23 protein-coding genes and 1 tRNA gene are annotated in these 24,204 nt (G+C 65.1%); 14 read left to right on the top strand and 10 right to left on the bottom strand.

Annotation, left to right across the window (positions count from 1 at the left end):
* Positions 1-23 precede the first annotated feature (23 nt).
* The 3 genes from ABD923_RS03315 to ABD923_RS03305 all read right to left on the bottom strand — a co-directional run bounded on the left by ABD923_RS03315 (position 24) and on the right by ABD923_RS03305 (position 2,892).
* Positions 24-269, bottom strand: coding sequence for a hypothetical protein (locus tag ABD923_RS03315; protein ID WP_259546692.1), 246 nt, complete (start codon positions 267-269; stop codon positions 24-26).
* 286 nt (positions 270-555) lie between these two features.
* On the bottom strand, positions 556-1,650 hold the full coding sequence (locus ABD923_RS03310) for an Mrp/NBP35 family ATP-binding protein (protein ID WP_259546693.1): 1,095 nt from the start codon (positions 1,648-1,650) through the stop codon (positions 556-558).
* A gap of 51 nt (positions 1,651-1,701) precedes the next feature.
* The gene (locus tag ABD923_RS03305) at positions 1,702-2,892 is read right to left on the bottom strand and encodes an MFS transporter (protein ID WP_259546694.1); all 1,191 of its coding nucleotides are present in this window, start codon (positions 2,890-2,892) and stop codon (positions 1,702-1,704) included.
* A 203-nt stretch (positions 2,893-3,095) separates the two neighbouring features.
* On the opposite strand from ABD923_RS03305, the gene ABD923_RS03300 reads away from it, so the two are divergent.
* Positions 3,096-3,314, top strand: coding sequence for a DUF1127 domain-containing protein (locus ABD923_RS03300; RefSeq protein WP_259546695.1), 219 nt, complete (start codon positions 3,096-3,098; stop codon positions 3,312-3,314).
* A gap of 441 nt (positions 3,315-3,755) precedes the next feature.
* Here ABD923_RS03300 and ABD923_RS03295 read toward each other — a convergent pair whose 3' ends face one another.
* Positions 3,756-4,208, bottom strand: a complete 453-nt coding sequence (locus ABD923_RS03295; RefSeq protein WP_259547429.1) for an Lrp/AsnC family transcriptional regulator — start codon at positions 4,206-4,208, stop codon at positions 3,756-3,758.
* Positions 4,209-4,281: 73 nt separating this feature from the next.
* Here ABD923_RS03295 and ABD923_RS03290 point away from each other — a divergent pair, with 73 nt between their 5' ends.
* Positions 4,282-4,905 (top strand): LysE family translocator, encoded by a 624-nt coding sequence (locus tag ABD923_RS03290; RefSeq protein ID WP_259546697.1) that lies wholly within the window; start codon positions 4,282-4,284, stop codon positions 4,903-4,905.
* On the opposite strand, the gene ABD923_RS03285 is transcribed toward ABD923_RS03290, so the two are convergent.
* A complete protein-coding gene (locus ABD923_RS03285) occupies positions 4,902-5,945 on the bottom strand; it encodes a Hint domain-containing protein (RefSeq protein ID WP_259546699.1) in 1,044 nt (347 codons plus the stop codon). The two genes, ABD923_RS03290 and ABD923_RS03285, sit on opposite strands and share 4 nt — an antisense overlap.
* Positions 5,946-6,039: 94 nt before the next feature.
* A complete protein-coding gene (locus ABD923_RS03280) occupies positions 6,040-8,484 on the bottom strand; it encodes an ATP-dependent helicase (protein ID WP_259546701.1) in 2,445 nt (814 codons plus the stop codon).
* Positions 8,485-8,626: 142 nt separating this feature from the next.
* On the opposite strand from ABD923_RS03280, the gene ABD923_RS03275 reads away from it, so the two are divergent.
* Together ABD923_RS03275 and ABD923_RS03270 are read left to right on the top strand one after the other, a co-directional pair.
* On the top strand, positions 8,627-9,775 hold the full coding sequence (locus ABD923_RS03275) for an alpha-hydroxy acid oxidase (RefSeq protein WP_259546702.1): 1,149 nt from the start codon (positions 8,627-8,629) through the stop codon (positions 9,773-9,775).
* Positions 9,776-9,862: 87 nt separating this feature from the next.
* Complete coding sequence (locus tag ABD923_RS03270; protein WP_259546703.1) at positions 9,863-13,306, top strand: pyruvate carboxylase; 3,444 nt, start codon at positions 9,863-9,865, stop codon at positions 13,304-13,306.
* An 88-nt stretch (positions 13,307-13,394) separates the two neighbouring features.
* Here the strand turns inward: ABD923_RS03270 and ABD923_RS03265 are convergent, their stop codons facing one another.
* Positions 13,395-13,631, bottom strand: a complete 237-nt coding sequence (locus tag ABD923_RS03265) for an EF-hand domain-containing protein (protein WP_259546704.1) — start codon at positions 13,629-13,631, stop codon at positions 13,395-13,397.
* 142 nt (positions 13,632-13,773) lie between these two features.
* Positions 13,774-14,724 carry a hypothetical protein gene (locus ABD923_RS03260; RefSeq protein ID WP_259546705.1) on the bottom strand — a complete coding sequence of 317 codons (951 nt, stop codon included), beginning with the start codon at positions 14,722-14,724 and terminating at the stop codon, positions 13,774-13,776.
* Positions 14,725-15,133: 409 nt separating this feature from the next.
* Here ABD923_RS03260 and ABD923_RS03255 point away from each other — a divergent pair.
* From ABD923_RS03255 to hisH, 7 genes are all read left to right on the top strand, one after another.
* Positions 15,134-15,208: transfer RNA gene (locus ABD923_RS03255), tRNA-Gly, on the top strand.
* 349 nt (positions 15,209-15,557) lie between these two features.
* Positions 15,558-17,621, top strand: coding sequence for a YjbH domain-containing protein (locus ABD923_RS03250; RefSeq protein ID WP_259546706.1), 2,064 nt, complete (start codon positions 15,558-15,560; stop codon positions 17,619-17,621).
* Positions 17,612-18,310, top strand: coding sequence for a YjbF family lipoprotein (locus tag ABD923_RS03245; protein ID WP_259546707.1), 699 nt, complete (start codon positions 17,612-17,614; stop codon positions 18,308-18,310). Before ABD923_RS03250 ends, ABD923_RS03245 begins: the two co-directional genes overlap by 10 nt.
* 171 nt (positions 18,311-18,481) lie before the next feature.
* Positions 18,482-18,688, top strand: a complete 207-nt coding sequence (locus ABD923_RS03240; protein WP_222188395.1) for a hypothetical protein — start codon at positions 18,482-18,484, stop codon at positions 18,686-18,688.
* Between the two features lie 113 nt (positions 18,689-18,801).
* On the top strand, positions 18,802-19,878 hold the full coding sequence (locus ABD923_RS03235) for a DUF1972 domain-containing protein (protein WP_259546708.1): 1,077 nt from the start codon (positions 18,802-18,804) through the stop codon (positions 19,876-19,878).
* 59 nt (positions 19,879-19,937) lie between these two features.
* Positions 19,938-20,525: an imidazoleglycerol-phosphate dehydratase HisB gene (gene hisB, locus ABD923_RS03230; protein ID WP_259546710.1), complete on the top strand. Its 588-nt coding sequence runs from the start codon at positions 19,938-19,940 to the stop codon at positions 20,523-20,525.
* Positions 20,526-20,529: 4 nt separating this feature from the next.
* Entirely contained in the window at positions 20,530-21,168 is a 639-nt protein-coding gene (gene hisH, locus ABD923_RS03225; RefSeq protein WP_259546713.1) for an imidazole glycerol phosphate synthase subunit HisH, read from the top strand.
* A gap of 48 nt (positions 21,169-21,216) precedes the next feature.
* On the opposite strand, the gene ABD923_RS03220 is transcribed toward hisH, so the two are convergent.
* Positions 21,217-21,603, bottom strand: coding sequence for a DUF2147 domain-containing protein (locus tag ABD923_RS03220; RefSeq protein ID WP_259546714.1), 387 nt, complete (start codon positions 21,601-21,603; stop codon positions 21,217-21,219).
* A gap of 174 nt (positions 21,604-21,777) precedes the next feature.
* On the opposite strand from ABD923_RS03220, the gene hisA reads away from it, so the two are divergent.
* The 3 genes from hisA to ABD923_RS03205 are packed head-to-tail and all read left to right on the top strand — an operon-like array spanning position 21,778 to position 23,617.
* Complete coding sequence (gene hisA / locus ABD923_RS03215) at positions 21,778-22,494, top strand: 1-(5-phosphoribosyl)-5-[(5-phosphoribosylamino)methylideneamino]imidazole-4-carboxamide isomerase (RefSeq protein WP_259546715.1); 717 nt, start codon at positions 21,778-21,780, stop codon at positions 22,492-22,494.
* A gap of 56 nt (positions 22,495-22,550) precedes the next feature.
* On the top strand, positions 22,551-23,312 hold the full coding sequence (gene hisF / locus ABD923_RS03210) for an imidazole glycerol phosphate synthase subunit HisF (protein ID WP_222188407.1): 762 nt from the start codon (positions 22,551-22,553) through the stop codon (positions 23,310-23,312).
* Complete coding sequence (locus ABD923_RS03205) at positions 23,309-23,617, top strand: phosphoribosyl-ATP diphosphatase (protein ID WP_222188409.1); 309 nt, start codon at positions 23,309-23,311, stop codon at positions 23,615-23,617. The genes hisF and ABD923_RS03205 overlap by 4 nt, the downstream gene beginning before the upstream one ends.
* A 9-nt stretch (positions 23,618-23,626) precedes the next feature.
* Here ABD923_RS03205 and ABD923_RS03200 read toward each other — a convergent pair whose 3' ends face one another.
* Positions 23,627-24,100, bottom strand: a complete 474-nt coding sequence (locus ABD923_RS03200) for a CoA-binding protein (protein WP_259546716.1) — start codon at positions 24,098-24,100, stop codon at positions 23,627-23,629.
* Between the last annotated feature and the right edge of the window lie 104 nt (positions 24,101-24,204).

Genomic DNA, 24,204 nt, shown 5'->3' with positions numbered 1-24,204 from the left:
CTCTTTTTCGCCCCATTCGAGCCTTATTCCAGCCCCGAAACGGAAACGGCGGATTGAGCAAGCTGCCACTGCTCAATCCGCCGCCCTCGTCCCATTGCTGGGTGTCCGACTACGCAGGCCACCTGGGGGGATGTCTGCTCGCTTGCGCGCCGGATCTCTTTGTCTTGGCGTTCGAGATTGCCTGTATGAACACCTGCCGTTTTTGTTGTCTTTTCAGGTCTTTGCGACCCGTTGTTCGATCTCGTCTGCCGATAGATGATTTGTGCCATGGGATATGCCCCCACTCAACACCTTTTTTTGGGTTTATTTGCCAAAGCCTGGGAAACAGGGCCTCTAAGCACCCCCGCCGTTGCTCATTTGCAACGAAAGAGGCGGCCCAAATTGTGGGCCGCCCGGAAATAAACACCATATGTAGTGAAAATCAGGCCTCGACCGGGACATTCCCATAACGTGGCAGATTTTTCCAGATTTTGCGCCGCGAGGGCGGAATGGACGGGTTTTCCCGCCCCGAGTCCGGCGAATCACCCTGCCGTGATGCCTGCGTGAGGGCCGGTGTCAGGCCAGCCCGCCCTCGATGAACCGCTTCGCGAGGTTCGCATAGGCCTCGGCCATCGGTCCCTCGCCTGCCGCGATCGGCGTGCCCGCATCGCCCGCGATCCGCGTCTCAAGGCTGATCGGAAGCGCGCCGAGGAACGGATGGCCCAGCTTTTCGGCTTCGGACCGGACGCCGCCCTCGCCGAAGATATGCGCCTCGTGACCGCAATTGGGGCAGATGTAGCTCGCCATGTTCTCGATCAGGCCCAGAACGGGGGTCTTCAGCAGGTCGAACATATTCAGCGCCTTGCGCGCGTCGAGCAGCGCCACGTCCTGCGGCGTCGACACGACGATCGCCCCCGTCACCTCGGCTTTCTGGCAGAGGGTCATGGCCACGTCGCCCGTGCCCGGCGGCAGGTCGACGAGGAGCGTGTCCAGCTCGCCCCACTCCACCTGGGTCAGCATCTGCTGCAGCGCCCCCATGAGCATCGGGCCGCGCCAGACCACCGCCTTTTCCTCCGGCAGCATGAAGCCGATCGACATCATGGTGACGCCATGGTTCTTGAGCGGGATGATCGTTTTGCCGTCCGGGCTGGCGGGGCGTTTGTTCACACCCATCATGCGCGGCACGCTGGGGCCGTAGATATCGGCATCCAGCAGGCCCACGCGCCGTCCCTGCCGCGCCAGCGCCACGGCGAGGTTCGTGGCGACGGTGGATTTGCCCACGCCCCCCTTGCCGGACCCGATCCCGATGATCGTCTTGACGCCCGAGGGTTTCATCGAGCCTTGCTGCGGCTTCATGTGCCCGCCCATTTTCAACGTCGGCGGCTCGGCGCCTTGCGGCGCGGCGGGCGGGGCCTTTTGCGTCGGACCATGGGCGGTCAAGGCGACGCTCACCCCGTCGACACCGGGCAGACGCGAGACGATCTGTTCCGCGGCGCGGCGCACTCCATCCATGCCACGCGCGGCCTCGGGCGTTTCCGCCTCGATAATGAAACTGACCTTCCCGCCCTCGATCCGCAGGGCACGCACCATGTCGCGACTGATCAGGTCGCCCCCATCGGGCAGTGTCAGCGCGCGCAACGCGTCGAGGATGCTGTCACGGGTCTGGGTCATGGGGCGCGTCCTTTCCTGAGCAAATCCGTCAACCGCCACATAGGGCACAAGTCAGCGGCGCGCACCCCCCAGAAAGATGATCGCGGCCAGAAGCATCCCCACGCCCCCTGCCACGGCCAGCGCAGTCCCGATGCCCAACCGCTCGGCCAGCGCCCCGATGGACAGCGCGCCGATGGCCACCGTGCCGAAACCGACCACCACCCAAAGCGACATCACCCGGCCCCGGTAGGCATCGGGCAATTCCGTCTGGATCGCGGCCTGCAAACTGACGCCACACCATGTCGCACAGAACCCCGTCACGGCCGTCGCGGCCAGGGCCAGCGGCCAGACAGGGGCCAAGCCCATCCCGATCACGGCAGCAAAACCCAGGACGACCGCAATATAAACCGCCGGTGGGATGCGCGCGCCGACCGCCCCGGCGCCGAATGCTTTCAGCAAGGCCGACGACAGCGCCCCGGCCCCGGCCGCCGCCGTCAACATGCCCAGACCCGCCGCGCCACGACCGAAGGCCCCGTCGGCCAACACGGGCAAGACCTCCAGGGCGCCACGCACGAGCGTCGCGAAGACCAACGTGATCAGCAAGGCGCGCCGGATCAGCGGCGTGCGCCAGGCATAGAACACCCCTTCCCGCAATTCGGTCAGGAACGGCGCACGCGCGCGCGGCGGCAGATCCCTTGGGCGCAAGCCCGGCAGAACGGCCAGCATCGGGACATAGCAGGCCACCGCGACCCACAGCGCGACCGCGCCGCTGAACCCCGCGATGATCCAACCGGCAGCGACCGGCGCCACAAGTCGCGCCAGGTTGAAGTTGAGCGCCGTGACCGACACCACGTGCTGCACCATGTCCGCCGGGACAAGTCGGGGGCCAAGCGACATGCGCACCGGGTGATGCGCGGCCGAGATCACGCCGACACCCAGAGCAGCCAGCGCAAGCGCCAGCGGTCCGGCGATGGGCAAGGCAATGGCCAGCGCCGCCAACACCGCCGCCATGCCGCCATTGGTCACAAGCGCCGCCCGCCGGATGTTGACGCGGTCGGCCAGCACACCGAACAGCGGACCTGCCACAAGGGTCGGTGCAAGGCTGAGGCTTGCCACCAGGCCGACGAACTCGGCAGAGCCCGTCCTCTCCCACGCGAGCCAGGAAATGGTCACCCTCTGGATCCAGATCGCCTGCACCGCGAAGAACACGCCGCCGAAAAACCGGCGGAACTGCGGATCCCCGAATGCACCCCCTGCAATCATGCAAAGGCCCGTTTACGTAGGGGAAAATAGGTCAGCATGATGTATGCATTTTCTGCATAGCGGCGTTGAAGCCTTGTTCATTGTGCACTCGCAGCATTCGCCTATCTTCTTCCTCAACAGGGGCGCGGCCCCGAGCACTACACCGAGCAGGACGCGCGGCAGTTCCACGGCCGCCTCCGGCAAAAAACGCAAGGATCGGAAACATGGCATTTGTTTCGAGCAACCGCAGCAACGTCGCACTGGGCAGCCGCCTGGGCGAAATCTGGCAGCAAGCCTCCGAAGCCTACGCGACCTGGCGTCTGTATCGCCGTACGCTGGCCGAGCTTCAAGGCCTGTCGGGGCGCGAATTGGCCGATCTGGGCCTGAACCGCTCGATACTGCGTCGCGCAGCGCTCGAAGCCGCTTACGGCAAGGACGTCTGAACGTTCGAACACGGAATTCGCTGGCCTCACCTCCTCCCTTCAGAGGCCAGCGTCGCGGGGCGCATCCCCCTCCTCCCTTGGATGCGTCCGCACAATCCGCCCGGATCCTCCCTCCGGGCAAAAGATCGGCCCCCTCCTCCCATCAGGGGTCGTGACAGCGGCGGTGATCCTCTCCTCCTCCCTTGAGGGTCACCGCCGAAAAATTCCGGGGCCTTGCAGCCCCAAACGGCATCGGCGCCCCTCCCCTCCCTTGGGGGCCGGTACTCAGGCGGTGATCCTCTCCTCCTCCCTTGAGGATCACCGCCGCTCAATACCGGGATCCTCCCTCCCGGACGTCATCGGTGCCCCTCCTCCTCCCATTCGGGGGCCGATAACAAAAGGCGGCGGCTGACCCTCCTCCTCCCTCGGGTCATCCGCCGCCTTTCTCTTTTTCGGTCCCTGTCAGGCGCGGTCGTCCTTGGGGGAGCCCATCACGACATAGGTTTGCAGGGTCGCCACTTGCGGCAAGCTGCCCAGCACATCGGTATGGAATCGCTTGTAGGCGCCAAGATCCGCCACCTCGACCCGCAGCAGGTATTCCACGCTGCCGGTGATGTTGTGGCACTCGCGCACCTCGTCGGCCTGCGCCATGGCGCGTTCGAACGCCTCTTGCGCGGCTTTCGTATGCTCGTTCAAACCAACCGCGATATAGGCCACGAAACCGACCCCCATCGCGGCGGGATCGAGCACCGCGCGATACCCGCGGATCACGCCCGCCTTTTCCAGCGCCTGCACCCGGCGCAACGTGGCCGAGGGCGACAAGGCCACACGTTCGGCCAGGTCGAGATTGGAGATTCGTCCGTCGCGCGACAGTTCGCGCAATATTTGGCGGTCTTTTGCGTCCAAATTGCCCATGGATTGCAAAACTACCCGCTCAACGGCAAGGTTTGCAATTTCATTCCGCAGCGGCGCGCATAGATTGCGCCGCATGACACCCGATCTTCTGACAGCGCTGATCCTCTTCGCCTTCGCGGCATCGATTACCCCGGGGCCGAACAACATCATGCTTCTGGCCTCCGGCGCGAATTTCGGGCTGCGCCGGACGGTGCCGCACATGCTGGGCATCTCGCTGGGGCATGCCCTGATGACCTCTCTGGTGGGGCTAGGGCTGATCGGGCTGTTCGAAATGCTGCCATGGGTGCGCCCGACCCTGATGGCAGGCTGTGCGGTCTACCTCGTCTATCTCGCGTGGAAGATCGCCAATGCAGCGCCCCCGCCCGAGGCCGAGGACGTGGCCAAGGGCCGTCCGCTGACCTTCCTTCAAGCCGCGGCGTTTCAATGGGTCAACCCCAAGGCCTGGTATATGGCGATCTACGCGCAGACCAACTTCGCCCCCGAAGCCGGCATTCTCGGCGTCACCTGGGCCGGGGCCCTTGCGGTTGCCCTGGTGTTCGCCGCAACGAATCTGCCATCGGTCACCGTCTGGGCCTGGGGCGGAACGCAGTTGCGCCGTTGGCTGGACGGCCCGGGGCGGCTCAGGGCGTTCAACATCACGATGGCGCTGTTGCTGGTCGCCTCGCTCTGGCCGATCCTGTCCGGCGGATTCGGCTAGAGCATCGAGGGCACCGCCCGCCGCCGCAATCGCGGCACGGCACGCCCCAAAAGCGCCGAGGCTTCACGCAGGCGCAACACGGGCCGCGCGGCGTTCATTCGGCCCATCCGTGGGTGGGCAAGAACCTCGGGCATCAGCGCGCCCGCCTCTCGCAAGCCCAGATCGGCAGGCGGAGACAGCCGCGCCACGGCCATTTCGCCCAATAGAAGGCTTTCACAGGGCGCGCCCTCCGCCCAAACGATCTCGTGCCGCTCGAACAGGAGATGGACGTAGGTCACCCATCGAGCACGCTTTTGGCTGACGCCCGGCAGCCCGAGGAAGGCGCGCGCGGGCAGCAGCACCTCGGGCACACCGAACATCATCTCGACCCGGGCGCCGCGCATCAGCACCCGGTGCTGTGGCGACAGGCGCAAGGCCCTCCGGTTTCCGATCGCCCCGGCCTCGAAGCAGACAGGCGCCATGTCACCTCGCGCGCTGACCTCCTTTTTTCCGACCCACAGGATCGGCTGCGTCCCATGATCGAGGGTGCGGACACGATCCCCCGGCTGCAGCCGCTCCACCGCGACGGTTCCGCGCGGCGCCGAGATCAGCGTGCCCGCGGCGAAACAGACATAGGTCAGGTACTCGGCCGGGTTCTGGTCGGCGGTGTAGAACCCGGGCGAGACGCCGCCGTTGAAATTGTCGAAATACCAGCTTTCGAGATCGAATTCGGGCGTCCAGACGACCTGGACCGCGTCGCCCGCATCGTCCACCATCTCGAAGACGACCGCATGGCCGCTATCGCCGCCCACGCCGATCGGATCCGACCGAATAACCGTCGCCTCGAAGTCGCCGCCCCCGCCCATTCCGTCCCAGGACAGGTGATAGGTGTCGCCCACCTCGAAGGTGTAGGGTGACGGGTCGTCCGGCGCGGCGGTGATCGTCAGGTCGTTCGTGGCAGTTGGCGGATAGTCGAAAATGCTGCTGTCGCCCATCGCATAGACATTGTCGCCGGTCGACGCGGCGAATTCATTGTCCAGAGCAGTGAAGACGATAGGCAAGGCAGCCCCCCGGCGAGGTCAGAAACGACCGCCGGAATACCAACGCCCCATTGCGGATTGGTGAATCGGCCTGGGAAGATGCCTAAAATGCCACCTAGAAGGGCACGTCACCCGCGGAGTCCGCCGCCACGACGAAACGACCGACGACATGCTTTTCGCCGGCCTTGTCAAAGGCAATGCCCAGCTTGTCGCCCTCCACCGAGATCACCTCGCCATAGCCGAATTTCTGGTGAAAGACGCGGTCGCCGACGGTGAAGGCGCTGACCGCCTCGGCGTCGATGGTGACGTTCTTGGCCTCGGACGGCTGGCGCATTCCGAACCGGCCTTGATTCTGCTGCAACCGTTTCCAGCCCGGGGAGTTGTAGACATCCGCGCGCGCGGCCTTTTCCTGCAAATCGCTGCCGCGCATCATACCGGACACGGGACTTGCGCTCGCCGCCATCCCGCCCTGGTGACCATGCAGGCCCGGTGGGGTCAGGATCTCGACATGCGCCTGGGGCAGTTCGTCGATGAACCGGCTGGGAAGCTGGCTTTGCCACTGACCATAGACGCGGCGGTTGCCCGCAAACGAGATCGTGCAAACCTCTTCGGCCCGCGTGATGCCCACATAGGCAAGGCGGCGCTCCTCCTCCAACCCTTTCAGCCCGGTCTCGTCCATCGAGCGTTGCGAGGGGAACAACCCGTCTTCCCATCCCGGCAGGAACACCGCCGGAAACTCCAGCCCCTTGGCGGCGTGGAGCGTCATGAGTGTCACTTTCGGCTCATTGTCATCCTGCTCGTTGTCCATGATCAGGCTGACATGTTCGAGGAACCCTTGCAGGTTTTCAAAGGATTCAAGGGCCTTCACGAGTTCCTTGAGGTTTTCCAGCCGCCCCGGCGCCTCGGGCGTCTTGTCGTTTTGCCACATCGCCGTGTAGCCGGACTCGTCCAGGATCACCTCGGCCAGTTCGATATGGCTGAGCGCGTCGGCGGCGGGGCGATCCTCTTCGATCAGGTCATCCATCGGGCCCACCTGCCGCAATCCGCCTTGCATCAAGGCGCGCCAATGGTGGACCTGGTCCACCAGCCGCGCCAGTTCCTTCAGGCCCTTGCCGGACAGCGCCTTGGCCTCGACCGCCAGCCGCGCGCCTTCCAGCAGGCTGACGCCATTGCTGCGCGCCATGCGCTGGATGGTTGCCTGCGCCTTGTCGCCAAGGCCGCGCTTGGGCGTGTTCACGATCCGCTCGAAGGCGAGGTCATCCTCGGGGCTGACCACGACGCGGAAATAGGCCATCGCGTCGCGGATCTCCATCCGCTCGTAAAAGCGCGGGCCACCGATCACGCGGTAGGGCAGACCGATGGTCAGGAACCGATCCTCGAAGGCACGCATCTGGTGGCTGGCGCGAACGAGAATCGCGATGTCATTGGGGCCGATCGGGTCCATGCCCCGGGTGCCCTGACCCATCGCCTCGATCTCTTCGCCGATCCAGCGTGCTTCTTCCTCGCCGTCCCAATGGCCGATCAGGCGGACCTTTTCGCCGTCCTCGCCCTCGGTCCAGAGCGTTTTGCCCAACCGGCCCTTGTTGGCCTCGATCACACCGCTGGCCGCCGCAAGGATATGCCCGGTCGAGCGATAGTTCTGCTCCAGCCGCACCACCTTCGCGCCTGGAAAATCCTTTTCGAAGCGCAGGATGTTGCCCACCTCGGCCCCGCGCCAGCCATAGATCGACTGGTCGTCATCCCCCACGCAGCAGATGTTGGAATGCCCCTGCGCCAACAGCCGCAGCCACAGGTATTGGGCGACGTTCGTATCCTGGTATTCGTCCACGAGGATGTAGCGGAACCAGCGCTGGTATTGCGCCAGCAGGTCCTCGTTCTCCTGGAAAATGCGGATGACATGCAGCAGAAGGTCGCCGAAATCGACCGCATTCAACTCGATCAGCCGCGCCTGGTATTGCGCGTAAAGCTCCGGGCCACGCCGGTTGAATGCGCCCGCATCCGCAGCCGGCACCTTGTCGGGCGTCAGCGCGCGGTTTTTCCAGCCGTCGATGATGCCGGCCAGCTGCCGCGCGGGCCAGCGTTTCTCGTCGATGCCGGCGGCGTTGATCAGCTGTTTCATCAGCCGAACCTGGTCATCGGTATCGAGGATCGTGAAATTCGATTTCAGGTCCACAAGTTCGGCGTGGCGGCGCAAGAGCTTCACGCAGATCGCGTGAAAGGTGCCCAGCCACGGCATCCCCTCGACCGCCTGCCCCATCAGCGCGCCGATACGATTTTTCATCTCGCGCGCGGCCTTGTTGGTGAAGGTCACGGCCAGAACCTCGTTCGGGCGGGCCGTCCCGGTGGCCAAAAGATGCGCGATCCGCGCAGTCAGCGCCTTGGTCTTGCCGGTGCCAGCCCCCGCCAGCATCAGGACCGGCCCCTCCATCTGCTCGACGGCCTCGCGCTGCGCGGGATTCAGCCCGTCCAGATGCGGCATCGGGCGCGCCGCCATTGCGCGCGCGGACAGGGACGCGGCCGAGGCCGCCTCGAAAGCGTCGGAATCGTCGAAACTGCTCATGGGCTGATCATAGGTCGGACACCGCGCTTGTTAAAGGTTTGTTCGCAGATTGTTCCAACCGCACTCAAATCCGGCGGAGGCAACAGGTTTTTCGATGGCTCGCCACTGGACAAGCGCGGCGCAAGACGATCATCTCGGCGTAATGGACCTGCACAGCCGCTTTCCCGCCCTGTCCGATCTCAAGGCCCGCGCCCGTCGCCGCATTCCCCATTTCGTCTGGGAATATCTCGACAGCGCAACCGGGTCGGAAAAGATCGCCGAGCGCAACCGCGCGGCGCTCGACAAGGTGTTGTTCCGCCCCGCGGCCCTGCGCGGCGAGATCACGCCAGACCTGTCCACCACGCTGTTCGGCGAGGAGTTCCCGGTGCCCTTCGGCATCGCACCGCTTGGCATGTCCGGCCTGATCTGGCCCGAGGCCGAGCGCATCCTTGCCCGCCACGCGGCCCGCGCGGGTATTCCCTACACGCTGTCCACCGTGGCGACGCGGACACCGGACGAGTTGAAGGGCCAGATCGGAGACCATGGCTGGTTCCAGATGTACCCGCCCAAATCGCCCGAGATCCGCGACGACATGCTGCGCCGCGCGCGGGAGGCCGGGTTCAGGGCGCTTGTCCTGACCGTCGATGTGCCCGCCGCTTCGCGCCGCGAAAGGCAGACGCGGGGCGGGCTGGTCCAGCCCCCTCGCCTGACGCCGCGCCTGTTGTTGCAGGTCGCGCGCTGCCCGGCCTGGGCGCTTGGCATCCAGGCCAGCGGCATGCCGCGGATGCGGCTGATGGATTCCTACGCGGACCAGAAAAAGACCGGCCCCCTGCCCTCGACCGCGCATGTGGGCTACCTGCTGCGCGCGGCCCCGGATTGGGACTATGTCGCGGCGCTGCGCGAGAAGTGGGACGGCCCGCTGATCCTGAAGGGCGTGATGGAGCCCGAGGTCGCCATCCGCGCCGCAGCCGAGGGTGTCGATGCGGTCTGGGTCTCGAACCATGCCGGGCGGCAATTCGACGGTGCCCCGGCCTCGATCGACGTATTGCCGGAAATCCGCTCTGCGACCGATCTGCCGATCCTGTTCGATAGCGGGATCGAAGGGGGGCTCGACATCATGAGGGCCCTCGCCACGGGTGCGGATTTCGTCATGATGGGCCGCCCCTGGCACTACGCGCTCGGCGCGTTGGGGCGGCAGGGGCCGTCGCATCTGCACGACATCCTCGCAAAGGACATGGTATCGAACATGGCGCAAATCGGTGCGCAGAGCTTGGACGCGCTCGCCGCGCGTGGGATGCAACCTGCCGACTGACCGCGCCCCCGCGACTTCTGTGCAGTTGCCCCAACCTTTCACGCCGCTTACACATTCTGCATCCGGGAGATGGAGGCCTGCGCCCAAATGACTGATTTCAAGAAAATCCTCATCGCGAACCGCGGCGAAATCGCCATTCGCGTGATGCGCGCGGCCAACGAGTTGGGCAAACGCACCGTCGCCATTTACGCCGACGAGGACAAGCTGAGCCTGCACCGCTTCAAGGCGGACGAGGCCTACAAGATCGGCGAAGGCCTTGGTCCCGTTGCGGCCTATCTCTCGATCCCCGAGATCATCCGCGTGGCCAAGATGGCGGGCGCCGATGCGATCCATCCGGGCTATGGCCTTCTGTCCGAAAACCCCGATTTCGTGGATGCCTGCACCGAGGCTGGAATCACCTTCATCGGCCCAAAGGCCGAGACGATGCGCAAACTGGGCGACAAGGCCAGCGCGCGCAAAGTGGCCATGGAGGCGGGCGTCCCCGTCATCCCGGCAACCGAGGTTCTGGGCGACGACATGGACGCTATCCGTGCCGAGGCTGACACCATCGGCTACCCGCTGATGCTCAAGGCCAGCTGGGGCGGCGGCGGGCGCGGCATGCGCCCGATCCACAGCGCCGACGAGCTGGAGGAAAAGGTGCGCGAAGGCCGCCGCGAAGCCGAGGCCGCCTTCGGCAACGGCGAGGGCTATCTCGAGAAGATGATCACCCGCGCCCGCCACGTCGAGGTGCAGATCCTCGGCGACAAGGAAGGCAATATCTACCACCTCTACGAACGCGACTGCTCGGTGCAGCGCCGGAACCAGAAGGTGGTGGAGCGCGCACCCGCCCCGTATCTTTCCGAGACGCAACGCGAAGAGATCTGCCGCCTCGGCAAAAAGATCTGCGAGCACGTGAATTACGAATGCGCAGGCACGGTCGAATTCCTGATGGATATGGATACCGGCGCCTTCTACTTCATCGAGGTGAACCCGCGCGTGCAGGTGGAACACACCGTCACCGAGGAAGTGACCGGTATCGATATCGTGCGCGCCCAGATCCTGATTGCCGAGGGCAAGTCGCTGACCACGGCGACGGGCGTGGCGTGCCAGTATGACGTGACGCTGGACGGACATGCGATCCAATGCCGCGTCACGACCGAGGATCCGACCAATAACTTCATCCCCGACTATGGCCGCATCACCGCCTATCGCGGCGCGACGGGCATGGGCATTCGCCTCGATGGCGGCACAGCCTATTCCGGTGCGGTCATCACCCGCTATTACGACAGCCTTCTTGAAAAGGTCACGGCCTGGGCCCCGATGCCCGAGGCCGCCATCGCCCGGATGGACCGCGCCCTGCGCGAGTTTCGCATCCGCGGGGTCAGCACCAATATCGACTTCGTCATCAACCTGCTGAAACACCCGACCTTCCTGAACTACCAGTACACGACCAAGTTCATCGACGAGACCGAGGAACTGTTCGACTTCCGCCCGCGCCGGGACCGGGCGACGCGCATCTTGCGCTACATCGCGGACATCACCGTCAACGGGCACCCCGAAACGGCGGGCCGTCCCCTGCCCCCGGCCGATGCGAAACCGCCCAAACCGCCCGCGCTGTGGGCCGAGACGCCGCCGGCAGGCACGCTGCAATTGCTTGAAGAGAAGGGCGCCAAGGCCGTTGCCGATTGGATGAAGGCGCAAGACCGCCTGCTGATCACCGACACCACGATGCGTGACGGGCACCAGTCGCTGCTGGCCACGCGGATGCGCTCGATCGACATGATCAAGGCCGCGCCTGTCTACGCGGCGAACCTGCCCGAGTTGTTCAGCGTGGAATGCTGGGGCGGTGCGACCTTCGACGTGGCCTACCGCTTCTTGCAGGAATGCCCGTGGCAGCGTCTGCGCGACATCCGCGCGGCCATGCCCAACATCATGACGCAGATGCTCCTGCGCGCCTCGAACGGGGTGGGCTACACCAACTATCCCGACAACGTGGTGCAGGGCTTCGTCGCGCAGGCCGCCGAAAGCGGCGTCGACGTGTTCCGTGTCTTCGACAGCCTGAACTGGGTCGAGAACATGCGCGTCGCCATGGATGCCGTGGTCGAGTCCGGCAAGATCTGCGAAGGCACGATCTGCTACACCGGCAACGTGATGGACCCGGATCGCGCCAAGTATGACGTGAAATACTACGTCGCCATGGCGAAAGAGCTGGAAAAGGCCGGCGCGCATATCCTTGGCCTCAAGGACATGGCGGGGCTTCTGAAACCCTCGGCCGCCGAGGTGCTGATCCCTGCCCTGAAGGATGCGGTCGATCTGCCGATCCATTTCCACACGCATGACACGGCGGGCGTCGCCTGCGGCACGATCCTTGCCGCGTCGCGCGCCGGGGTGGACGCGGTCGATTGCGCGATGGATGCGCTGTCGGGCAACACCAGCCAGGCGACGCTTGGCACGGTGGTCGAGGCGCTGCGCCACACCGACCGCGACACCGGCCTCGACATCGCGGCGATCCGCGAGATCAGCGACTATTGGGAGGCCGTGCGCACGCAATATGCCGCCTTCGAGTCCGGCCTTCAGGCCCCCGCCTCCGAGGTCTACCTGCACGAGATGCCGGGCGGCCAGTTCACCAACCTCAAGGCGCAGGCGCGCTCGATGGGGCTGGAAGATCGCTGGCACGAGGTCGCGCAGATGTACGCTGACGTGAACCAGATGTTCGGCGATATCGTGAAGGTCACGCCGTCGTCCAAGGTGGTGGGCGACATGGCGTTGATGATGGTCAGCCAGGGCCTGACCCGCGCCGATGTCGAGGACCCCAAGAAAGACGTCTCTTTCCCCGACAGCGTGATCGACATGATGCGCGGCAATCTCGGCCAGCCGCCGGGCGGCTTCCCCGATGCGATCGTGAAAAAGGTGCTCAAGGGCGAAAAGCCCCAGACGGACCGGCCCGGCAAGCACCTCGACCCGGTGGACCTGGAAAAGACCCGGGGCGATCTGGAAGACCAGCTCGAGGTCGCGATCGATGGCGAGGACCTCATGGGGTATCTCATGTATCCCAAGGTCTTCACCGACTACACCAACCGCCACAAGGATTACGGCCCTGTCCGCACCCTGCCCACCAAGACCTTCTTCTACGGCATGGAACCGGGCGAGGAGATCGAGGCCGAGATCGACCCGGGCAAGACGCTGGTGATCCAGTTGCAGGCCGTGGGCGAGACCACCGACGATGGCGAGGTGAAGGTGTTCTTCGAATTGAACGGCCAGCCGCGCACCATCCGCGTGCCGAACCGCAAGGCGGCGGCCACGCAAGCGAAGCGGCCCAAGGCAGAGACCGGAAACGCCGCCCATGTCGGTGCGCCGATGCCCGGTGTGGTTGCCTCGATCAGCACCTCGGCGGGCCAGGTGGTCACGAAGGGCGATCTGCTGATGACAATCGAAGCGATGAAGATGGAAACCGGCATTCACGCCGACCGCGACGCGGTGGTCAAGGCGGTCCATGTCACCGCCGGCGCCCAGATCGACGCCAAGGACCTGCTGGTGGAATTCGAAGCGTAAGCGCGCTGGACATCCGCGAAAAATCGGCCGCTGCGATCCTCTCGCAGCGGCCTTTTTCATGCGATCGAAGCGACCGAACAGGGCGCGGTCAGGCCGGGAACAGACCACCTTCGCGGGCGGCGGCCAGTTCATCAGCGTCGATGGCGCCGTCCGCGTTCGCGTCGGCCTCGTCGAACAGCTCCTGCGTCAGATCGGGATAAGCCGCCAGCATCTCCTCATAGGAATATGCGCCATCCCCGTCGGTGTCTTCCAACATGGTTTGCGCGACAGCAGCGTTACCCGTGAATGCCATGGTGGCAACGAGCAGCAGAAAGAAGCGTGTCATTTTCAGGTCCAGAAATGCGGCCCATATGCGGGCCGCGAGCCGAAGGCACCATGCCTTCGCGGCGGAATATATTTGCCGAGATCGTCATGCAGAAGAGGCCGCCACTTTGGTTACATCAATGTGATCGACCGGCCTTGAACCGCTACTCGATCCGGAATTCGGCGACCTTGTCCGACAGGTAATAGACCCGGTAGACACCCGGCTCGGCGCGTCCGAGGAAGTAGAGTGTGAAGTCCGAACCGCGCGGCTGGTCCTCCCAACTGATCGAGGTGGACCAGTGGACGCGGTAGGATCGCCCGGTTTCATACCCCACCGGCATGAGCGGCAGGCCATCCGGCCCCGTCACGCCGATCCAGTCCGAGTAGAAGAAGAACTGGTTCTCACCCGCCTGCGCATCGGTGTCTGTGGACATCGCGGGCGTCAGGGTGAGGTCGACCTGCATCAACCGACCCGGGCCAGTCGGTCGGATCGTTCCGGGCACATCCTGCCCGTTGAAACGCTCTTCCAGCGTCAGCATGTCGGTCACGCCCACGCCCGAGACCGCCATCGACAAGGTCGCGGCGGGCCGCAAGACGCTGGTCACACCGACATCGAGATCCAAGGGCACGTTCAAGACATTGCCATCCTCGGGGTCGCCGATCTGCATCGTGGCGCTGGTCACCCCCTCGGGCACGACCCAGACGGCATCCAGAAAGGCCTGCTCGGTCTCGGCCGGGAAATCCCGGGGGCGGCGGGCATAGATCGACGTCGCGCCCGGTTCATAGACAGGCATGTGGTCGAAATGCCCAATCGCGCGCAAGCCTTCTTCGGCGCCCGGAAACATGAGCAGGATGTCGGACGAGTTGATCGAGACGCGGTCCACTGCGTCGGAGAAGGCCACGTCGAACCCCATTCGGATATGGTAGTAATCCGCCGCCTCCCCCGAGCGGTGCACATGGGTGGCGCAGCAGAAAATGCCGCTGTCGCCCGAGAAATTGGGGATCGCGTCATAGCGTTGAACGGTGATGGAGGTCGGGCTGAGCAGGGATTGCGCCATGCCCATGGCAGGAACAAGCGACACCGCAGCGGCCAATATCGTTTTCGAGAAATTCATGAAATCCCCCTGGCAACATGCGGATCGACTGTGCGCCCCCCGATCCTGATCGGTCAAGCACGCCAATCCTGCACATGCGTGGATCACGATCGTGACCTCGCTGGGGGCAAATACTCCCCGGACACTTGCCGCGACGCCGCGTCCCCTCCGCTTTCGCGGGTGGTCCCGGAAAACCGCTTTGCAGGGCGCATGAATGTCCGTGACCCAATCGCCCGCAAGAGACTCAGGCACCAGCAAACCGCAGCGCCGCCGGGCGTCTGCGCGAGGGCACCCAAGACACGCCCGCAGGAGAATTGTTATTTATCATGATGTTGCGTAAGATCCGGCGAAGAAATCGCCCGAAATGCAAAAATGGGAAAATCCCCTCTTGCGCCCCGGAAAAACTCTTTATAGATACACGCCTCACAGAGCGGGTGTAGCTCAGGGGTAGAGCATTACCTTGCCAAGGTAAGGGTCGTGAGTTCGAATCTCATCACCCGCTCCAATTTCTCCGACGACCCATCGGAGAACCGCACTCCAGCCGAAAATCGACGATTGCAGTAGAGTAGATCCCCGCTTCGGGGGCCCCTCGCCGTGTGCGTCTGTGGGCGTGTTGCAACTATGCGCCGGCCTTTTGACGCGTTCCAAGGCGTGGCTGTGCCTTTTCGCCGTGTTCAAGCTACACATGACACCAGAAGCGTTGCGCGAGCCTTTTCGAAGGGACAGCTTTCTGCGGCGCGTCACACGGGGAAACTGTCCGAATGGTTCGAACGCGGCTTGTCGTTTGCCTTGGCATCAGCTGTTTCGCGCACGGGGTCCTTGCGCCTGCTGCGTCTGCAGACACGCTCTCGCAGATGCCGACGCTGAACTATTACGGCCTTCCGGGCCTTATCGACATGCCCACCGCAAACGTGATGCCGGATGCCGACCTTTCGCTGACCGGCTCCTATGTCGATGGCACCCTGCGCGGCACGATCGCGTTCCAGGTGATGCCGCGCCTGACCGCAACGTTCCGCTACGCCGCGATCCCCGAATTCACGCCGGACAGCACGCCGATCAACCAGGATTACTACCTCGATCGCAGCTTTGATCTGCACTGGCAGATCCTCGAGGAGGAGAGCTGGTGGCCGTCGCTGGCCGTGGGCATTCGAGACATCGCGGGCACCGGCGTCTATGGCGGCGAATATATCGTGGCGACCCGCCATTTCGGCGCCGATGACCGGCTGGCGGTCACGGCGGGCCTGGGTTTCGGCCGCCTGGGCGAGCGGGACGGCTTTGCCAATCCTTTTGGCCTGGGCGACCGCCCGCCGCGGGATTTCGGCCTTGGCGGCACGGTCAATTTCGACCAGTTCTTTCGCGGCGACGCGGCGGTGTTCGGCGGGGTCGAATACCAGGCGAGCGACCGCCTGAGGCTGCAGTTGGAATATTCCACCGACCTCTACACCGCCGAGGCCGCCGATGGCGTGATCGAGATCGAGAGCCCGATCAATCTCGGGGCCACCTATGACATGGGCCGCTATGGCACCATCGGGGCGCATTACCTTTACGGCACCACGTTCGGGCTCAGCTATTCGCTCAGCACCAACCCCCGCCGCGGCGCGTTCAACGGCACCGTCGACGCCGCGCCAGAACCGGTGCGCCCGCGCCCCCTCAGCGCCGAACCCTACGCGACAAGCTGGGTGTCGCAGCCCGATGGCCCACCGATCCTGCGTGACAATGTCGAACGCCTGTTCGAGGAAGACGGCGGGCTGGAATTGGTGTCGCTGTCGCTCGATCCGCAGCGCGCCACGATCCGCGTGCGCAACATCCGCTACGGCCAGGAAGCGATGGCGCTTGGCCGCGTGCTGCGCGTGCTCAGCGTGACCATGCCCAACTCGGTCGAAGTATTCGAGGTCATCTTCATCGTCAACGGCGCCGATGCCAGCCGCGTGCGGGTGAACCGTTCGGATGTCGAGGGGCTGGAGCATGACGTGAACGGGGCCTCGGGCCTTCTGGCGCGCGCCGACGTGGAACCGGCCGGGCGGGTGCGCGACCCAGACACGATCACCGTTCGCGGCACCGCACCCGATCGTCTGACCTGGGGCATCGGCCCCTATATCGAGACGGCGCTGTTCGACCCCGACGCCCCGTTCCGCGGTGACCTGGGGCTCGAGGCGCAGGCGCGCTTTGAGTTCGGCCGCGGCTTCGTCGCCGAGGGCGCGCTGCGCGTGCCGCTGATCGGCAACCTGTCGGATGCGCGTGTGGTGGATGGCGTCGAGCCCGGCGGACCCTTCCCGGTCCGCTCGGAATCGGCGCTCTATTACCAGGAAAGCGAGGCGCGGCTGGACCGCCTGACGCTGTCGCATTACGGGCGCCTGGGCGATGATCTCTACACCCGCCTGACCTTTGGCTACATGGAGCGCATGTTCGCCGGCGCCTCGGCCGAGGTGCTGTGGCAACGCGTCGACAGCCGCCTTGGGCTGGGGGTCGAGTTGAACCACGTCTGGCGGCGCGATTTCGACGGCGGCTTTGGCCTGCAGGATTACTCGGTGACCTCGGGCCATGTGTCGGCCTATTTCCCGATCTTCGGCGATTTTACCGGGCAGGTGGATGTCGGCCGCTACCTGGCCGGCGATTACGGCGCGACCCTGCGGGTGGACCGCGAATTCGCCAATGGCTGGCGGGTGGGGGCGTTCGCGACCTTCACCGATGTCAGCTTCGACGAATTCGGCGAGGGCTCCTTCGACAAGGGGATCGAACTGACCGTGCCGCTCGGCTGGTTCACCGGCACCTCGTCGCGGTCCGAGCAGACGACGACGCTGCGCCCGATCCTGCGCGATGGCGGCGCGCGCTTGTCGGTGGAGGGGCGGTTGCACGACCTGATCCTCGACTATCACCAACCCGCTCTGGAAGAGACGGAGGCGATGCTGTGGCGTTGATTTCCCTGCCCCGGCCCTTGGTCGCTTGCGCGGCGGCGGCCTGTCTTGTGCTGTCGGCCTGCGGCACTGCCGAGGAAAGCCCGCTGGGCACGGTTCTGGGTGGCGTCGCCTCGGGCTTCGGCCCGTTCGGCGGCGGCAGCGATGCCGCCCCGTCCGACCCACGCCAGGCGCTGGACCGCGCCACCATCGAAGCCATCGGCCAGCCCCTGTTGACCGCCGAGTTGACCGCCCTGCCCGGTGCCAGCCTGATGACCCGCGTCGGCCGCAACCGCGGCGTCGACAGTTGGCGAGACAGTGCGGGGCTTGGCCTTGCCCTGAGCTATGCAGGCCTGTTGCGCGCGACCCGTGGCTTTGGCTTTGACCTGATGTCATCCGATGCCTCGGGCACAGCCCACGCGCTGGCCGCGCGCCGCCCCGCCGAGGTTAACCGCACGATGGTTTACCTGGATGGCGAATTGCGCGAGGCGCGTGAAATCCATCGCTGCCGATTGACCGTCGAGGGACAGGCGGGCATCGAGATTGTCGGGCGCAGCCATGCCACCACCCGGATCTCCGAGGCCTGCAGCCGCCCCGATGGCGACAGTTACACCAACCGCTACTGGGTCGAGGCCTCGGGCACGATTCGGCGATCGGAGCAGTGGATCTCGGACGAGGTCGGCAGCATCCGGCTGGACCGGCTGACCGACTGACGGGGCGCGCGCCCCACAAGTCTGCGGCAGCCTTGCCACAGGCTGCTGCAAATATCGGCAACTGCGGCGATGATCCGTTTTTTGCCCCAGCCTCCCCGCTGCGGCTGTTGATAGCGCGGCAGGCTTTGTGCATAAAAGATGCAACTTGAATTTGGGTTTGGAGACCTGACCATGAAAAAGACCATCGCAGGCGCACTCGCCGTCATCGCCATGGCCGGCTCGGTCGCGGCGCAGGAAATTCAGCCGCTGGACACCACGGCCTCGACCCAGGCCGAGGGCCTTCCGGTCCTCAGCACGATCCCGATGGGCGCCATCGTCGTCGGCGGCGTCGTGATCCTGGGCGGCATCGCCATCGGTCTCGCAGCCGACGGCAGCTGAAACCACGCAGCTTCGTGAATGTGGCCCGCGGCGCCTTTCGCGCTGCGGGCCTTTTTTCTCAAGACCGGCAACACCCCCTTTTGTCCGCCCCCCGACCCCCGACTGTCGCCATCGTGGGCACAAACGGTGTCCCGGCCCGCTATGGCGGTTTCGAGACCCTGGCCGAACAATTGATCCGCTGCGCGGCACGACAGGGGATCGCCGAACGGTTCACCGTGTGGTGCCCCGCGCCGCGGAACGTCAAGCATCCGCCGCGAACATGGCTCGGCGCGCGTTTGAGGACGCTGCCATTGCGGGCCAACGGAATACAATCCATCCCCTATGATTTCACCTCGATGGCGCTTGAAGCTTGGGGGCGAGATCGCGCGGACTGCATCCTCGTGCTCGGCACATCCGGGACAGCGGCCCTCCCACTTCTGCGGCGGACAAGCCGGGCACGCCTCATCGTGAATATCGATGGGCGGGAATGGGGGCGTGAGAAATGGGGCAACGCGGCGCGGCGCTTTCTCCGCTGGTCCGAGGTCAGTGCGGTCCGCAACGCGCATGAGGTGATCGCCGACAACGTTGCGATCGCCCAGGAAATCGAGACCCGCTATGGCCGCACACCGCACGTCATCGCCTACGGCGCGGATCACGCCCTTGACGCGACGCCCGCAGATATTTCCGACCTCGCCCTGCCCGACAGCTACGCCCTGGCCATTGCCCGCGCGGAACCCGAGAACAACCTCGAGATGATCCTCGAGGCGTTCGCGCCCTACCCTGATCGTCCCCTCGTGGTGGTCTCGAACTGGCAGGATACGCCCCACGGGCGCGCCCTCAAGGCCAGGTACGGTCCCGCGCCCCAGCTCTTCTTGCTGGATGCGCAACACGAGGCCGGCCGCCTGCGTGCCATCCGGGAGCGTGCCAATGTCTACGTCCACGGCCATTCTGCCGGCGGCACGAACCCATCGCTTGTCGAGATGATGCCGTTCGGGCGACCGATTGCGGTCTTTGACTGCGCGTATAACCGTGCCACGACCGAAAACCAGGCCGCGACGTTTGATGACGCTCAAAGCCTCGCCCGCCTGCTGCCGGACCTGTGGCGACCGCAGACCGCGACCGCCATGGGCGCGGCCCTCGCGGAAATCGCAGCGCGCCGCTACCGCTGGGACGAGGTCGCGGCGGCCTATTTCGATCTTATGGGGCTCTGAGGCTTTCCCAACCGCCGCAGCACGCCTATAAGCGCCCGCGAGACAAGGGAGAAACCCCGATGCGCACCGCCCAGATCACCCGCAAGACCGCCGAGACGGCGATCACCGTCGAGATCGACCTCGATGGCACCGGCAGCTACGACAACCAGACCGGTGTGGGGTTCTTCGACCACATGCTGGACCAGTTGGCGCGCCATGCCCTGATCGACATGAAGATCATGGCAGAGGGTGATCTGCATATCGACGACCACCATACGGTCGAGGATGTGGGCATCACGCTCGGCCAGGCCTTGACGCAAGCGATGGGCGACAAACGCGGCATCCTGCGCTACGGCGCCTGCCTGTTGCCGATGGATGACGCATTGGTGCGCACGGCGCTGGACCTCTCCGGCCGCCCCTACCTGGTGTGGAACGTGGAATTCCCGACGCAGAAGATCGGCACGTTTGACGTGGAACTCGTGCGCGAGTTTTTCCAGGCGCTGTCGACCCATGGCGGCATCACGCTGCATGTCGATGCGCTGCACGGGATCAACAGCCATCACATCGCCGAAGCGGCCTTCAAATCCGTCGCCCGCGCGCTGCGGGACGCGCTGGAGGCCGACCCGCGCAAATCCGACGCGATCCCCTCGACCAAAGGCAGCTTGTAGGCCGATGACCACCGTCCTGATCGACTACGACTCGGGCAACCTGCACTCGGCGGAAAAGGCGTTCCAGCGCATGGCCGCCGAAACGGGTGCAGGCCCGGTGATCGTCACGTCCGACCCCGATCTGGTGGCCCGCGCCGACCGGGTCGTGCTGCCCGGAGACGGGGCCTTCCCGGCCTGCCGCCGGGGACTGCGCGGCTTCGACGGGTTGGAAGAGGCCCTGATCGACGCGGTCGAGGCGCGCGCCGTCCCCTTCCTTGGCATCTGCGTCGGCATGCAGATGCTGGCCAGCTGGGGCCGGGAATACGAGGATGTCGAAGGGTTTGGCTGGATCCCCGGTGAGGTGGTTCGGATCGAGCCGTCGGATCCGTCGCTCAAGGTCCCCCACATGGGCTGGAACGATCTGGTGATTGATCGGCCCCATCCGGTGCTGGACGGGCTTCAGACGGGCGATCACGCCTATTTCGTGCATTCCTACGCCATGCGCGTCGATGACCCTGACACGCTGCTCGCCCATGCCGATTACGGCGGGCCGGTCACGGCCATCGTGGGCAAGGACACCGTGGTGGGCACGCAGTTCCACCCCGAAAAGAGCCAACGCGCGGGCCTGAACCTGATCGCGAATTTCCTGAGCTGGCGTCCCTGACGAAAAAGGGCGCCGCGTGGCGCCCTCTTTGTCGCGACCCAAATCACCTTACTGGACGCGCACCCAGGTTTGGCGCGCACAAAACAGGCCACCCGCAACGCATCCGCGCAAATTCAGGCGGTCGCCCTCGACTTCCATCCGGCCGATATAGATCCGGTCATTCGCCGGACGATAAACCGAGCCCTCGTATTGCCCATCGCCCTGCGGCACCATGTCGATCACGATCTGGCGGCCGATATTCTCGGATTGATACTCGCCTGTTTCGTCGAAGGTGCGGATGATGGTCCCGCAAACGGCGCTGCCACAGGTGCTCATACGGACAAAGGCGAAGGCTCCGTCATCGGGTTGGGTTTGCCAAATCCCTTCGGCGATATCGGCCGATGCGGTGCCTGCCAGCCCCATGACAAGGGCAAGGCCCAAAGCCAGTTTCTTCATCTGGATCTCCTCCCAAAATCTCCTCCGGCCAAAGGGTGCGGTCAATTCACGCGATCTGGCAAGGTTGACGTGGCGGCGGGATCGCGCACCGCGCGCCTCGAAAGGCCGGCTTGCCCCGCCGCGTTCCAGGGTGCAAAAGCACGGCGACGTCCCACCCAAGCCCGGAACTGCACCATGATCCTCTATCCCGCCATCGACCTGAAAGACGGAGCCGCCGTTCGCCTGCTGCGCGGCGAGATGGACAAGGCGACCGTGTTCAACACCGACCCCGCAGCGCAGGCGCGGGCGTTTCAGGATGCGGGCTGCCAATGGTTGCACCTTGTCGACCTGAACGGCGCCTTCGCCGGGGAACCCGTCAATGGCGCGGCGGTTGAAGCGATCCTCGAGGCAACCAGCGTGCCGACGCAACTGGGCGGCGGGATCCGCGACCTGGAGACGATCGAGATGTGGCTGAACAAGGGGATCGCCCGCGTGATCCTGGGCACCGTCGCGGTCGAGGACCCCGACCTTGTCTGGCACGCCGCCGCCTCCTTTCCCGACCAGGTCGCGGTTGGGATCGACGCCCGAAATGGCCGCGTCGCGACCAAGGGCTGGGCCGAGGAAACCGATGTCATGGCGACCGACCTCGCCAAGAGCTTCGAAGACGCCGGTGTCGCGGCGATCATCTATACCGATATCGACCGCGACGGCGCGATGGGCGGTCCGAACGTTCAGGCCACGGCCGATCTGGCGCGGGCCACCTCGATCCCGGTGATCGCCTCTGGCGGCGTGTCGTCGCTGGCCGACCTCGTGGCCCTGCGCGACACGGGCGTGATCTCTGGCGCGATCTCGGGGCGGGCGCTTTATGACGGCGCCCTGGACCTTGCAGACGCGTTGGCAGCACTCGGATGAGCCTGTTGCGCGCGAACACGCTTCCCCCTTCCCCTGCGATCGCGTAGTTCAGTCCCATGCTCAAGACCCGCATCATCCCCTGCCTCGATGTCGCCGATGGGCGCGTCGTGAAAGGCGTGAACTTCGTCGACCTGATCGATGCCGGCGACCCGGTGGAACAGGCGCAGGCCTATGATGCCGCCGGCGCGGACGAGCTGTGTTTCCTCGACATCCACGCGACGCACGAGAATCGCGGGACGATGTATGACCTCGCCACCCGAACGGCCGAGCATTGCTTCATGCCGCTGACAATCGGCGGCGGTGTGCGCACCGTCGAGGATGTGCGCAACCTGCTCCTGGCAGGCGCGGACAAGGTCAGTTTCAACTCCGCCGCCGTGGCCGACCCGGATGTCGTCGCCCGCGCTGCGGACAAGTTCGGCAGCCAGTGCATCGTCTGCGCCATCGACGCCAAGACGGTCGCCCCCGGCAAATGGGAAATCTTCACCCATGGCGGGCGCAAACCGACCGGCATTGATGCCGTGGAGTTCGCCAAAACGATCGTGGCCAAGGGTGCGGGGGAAATCCTGCTGACCTCGATGGATCGGGATGGCACGAAACAGGGCTTCAACATCCCGCTGACCCGCGCCATTGCCGATGCGGTTCCGGTGCCGGTGATTGCATCTGGCGGTGTCGGCACGCTCGATCACCTGGTCGAGGGCGTGACCGAAGGCCATGCCAGCGCGGTGCTCGCCGCATCGATCTTTCATTTCGGGACCTACACCATTGCCGAGGCCAAGGCCCATATGGCCGCGGCGGGCATCCCCATGAGGCTGACATGAGTACGCTGGAACGACTGGCCGCAACGATCGAATCCCGCAAGGGCGCCGATCCGAAATCCTCCTGGACGGCGAAGCTGCTGGCCCGCGGCCCCAAGAAAGCCGCCGAGAAATTCGGAGAAGAGGCCGTGGAAGCGATCATCGAGGCCGCCCGGGGCGACCGCGAGCGGCTGACGAGCGAGGCCGCGGACGTCCTTTACCACTTCCTCGTCATGCTCGCCTCGCGCGACGTGGCCCTGGCCGATGTCTATGCCGAGTTGGAACGGCGCGAGGGCACCTCGGGCATCGAGGAAAAGGCCCGCCGCTGACCGATCCGGTCAGAGCTTGGAACTGATGATTCCCGTCGCGAATCCGCCCATGCGCAATTCGCCGAAGAGGCGCTGATATTCGATCTTTGGACAGCGGTTCTGGATCACCGTCAGCCCTTCGGCCTCGGCCTTCGCAGCCGCCTCGGGATGTTCGACCCCGATCTGCATCCAGATCACCTTGGGGCGTGGCTCCATGGCAAGCGCTGCATCCACGATCTCGGGGACGGCCTCGGGGCGGCGGAAGATGTCGATCACATCCACCCCGCCCTCGATCTCGGACAGGTCCGCCACACAGGTCGCGCCGAACAACTCCTTTCCGGCCTGCCCCGGATTGACGGGCACCACACGGTAGCCTTTGAGCTTGAGGTATCGCGCCACGTAGTGACTGGGCCGCACCGGGTTCGGGCTGACACCGACGCAGGCAAAACTCTTGGACTGGCGCAGCACGCGACGAAGCAGGTCATCTGACGGGTTTGTTGTCATGCCATCCGCATAGCACGGCAAAAAAGCGCCCGCAGCGGAAATCCGGCGGGCGCAAGTCACGGAACGAGGGACAGTGATGGATGCTACGGCGTTCCGGGCCGCTG

Origin of the sequence: [Roseibacterium] beibuensis, assembly GCF_039542305.1 — a bacterium.
Lineage (GTDB): Bacteria > Pseudomonadota > Alphaproteobacteria > Rhodobacterales > Rhodobacteraceae > Roseibacterium > Roseibacterium beibuensis.
The sequence above is the reverse complement of the archived record's forward strand: the minus strand, read 5'-3'. Positions and strand labels throughout refer to the sequence as shown.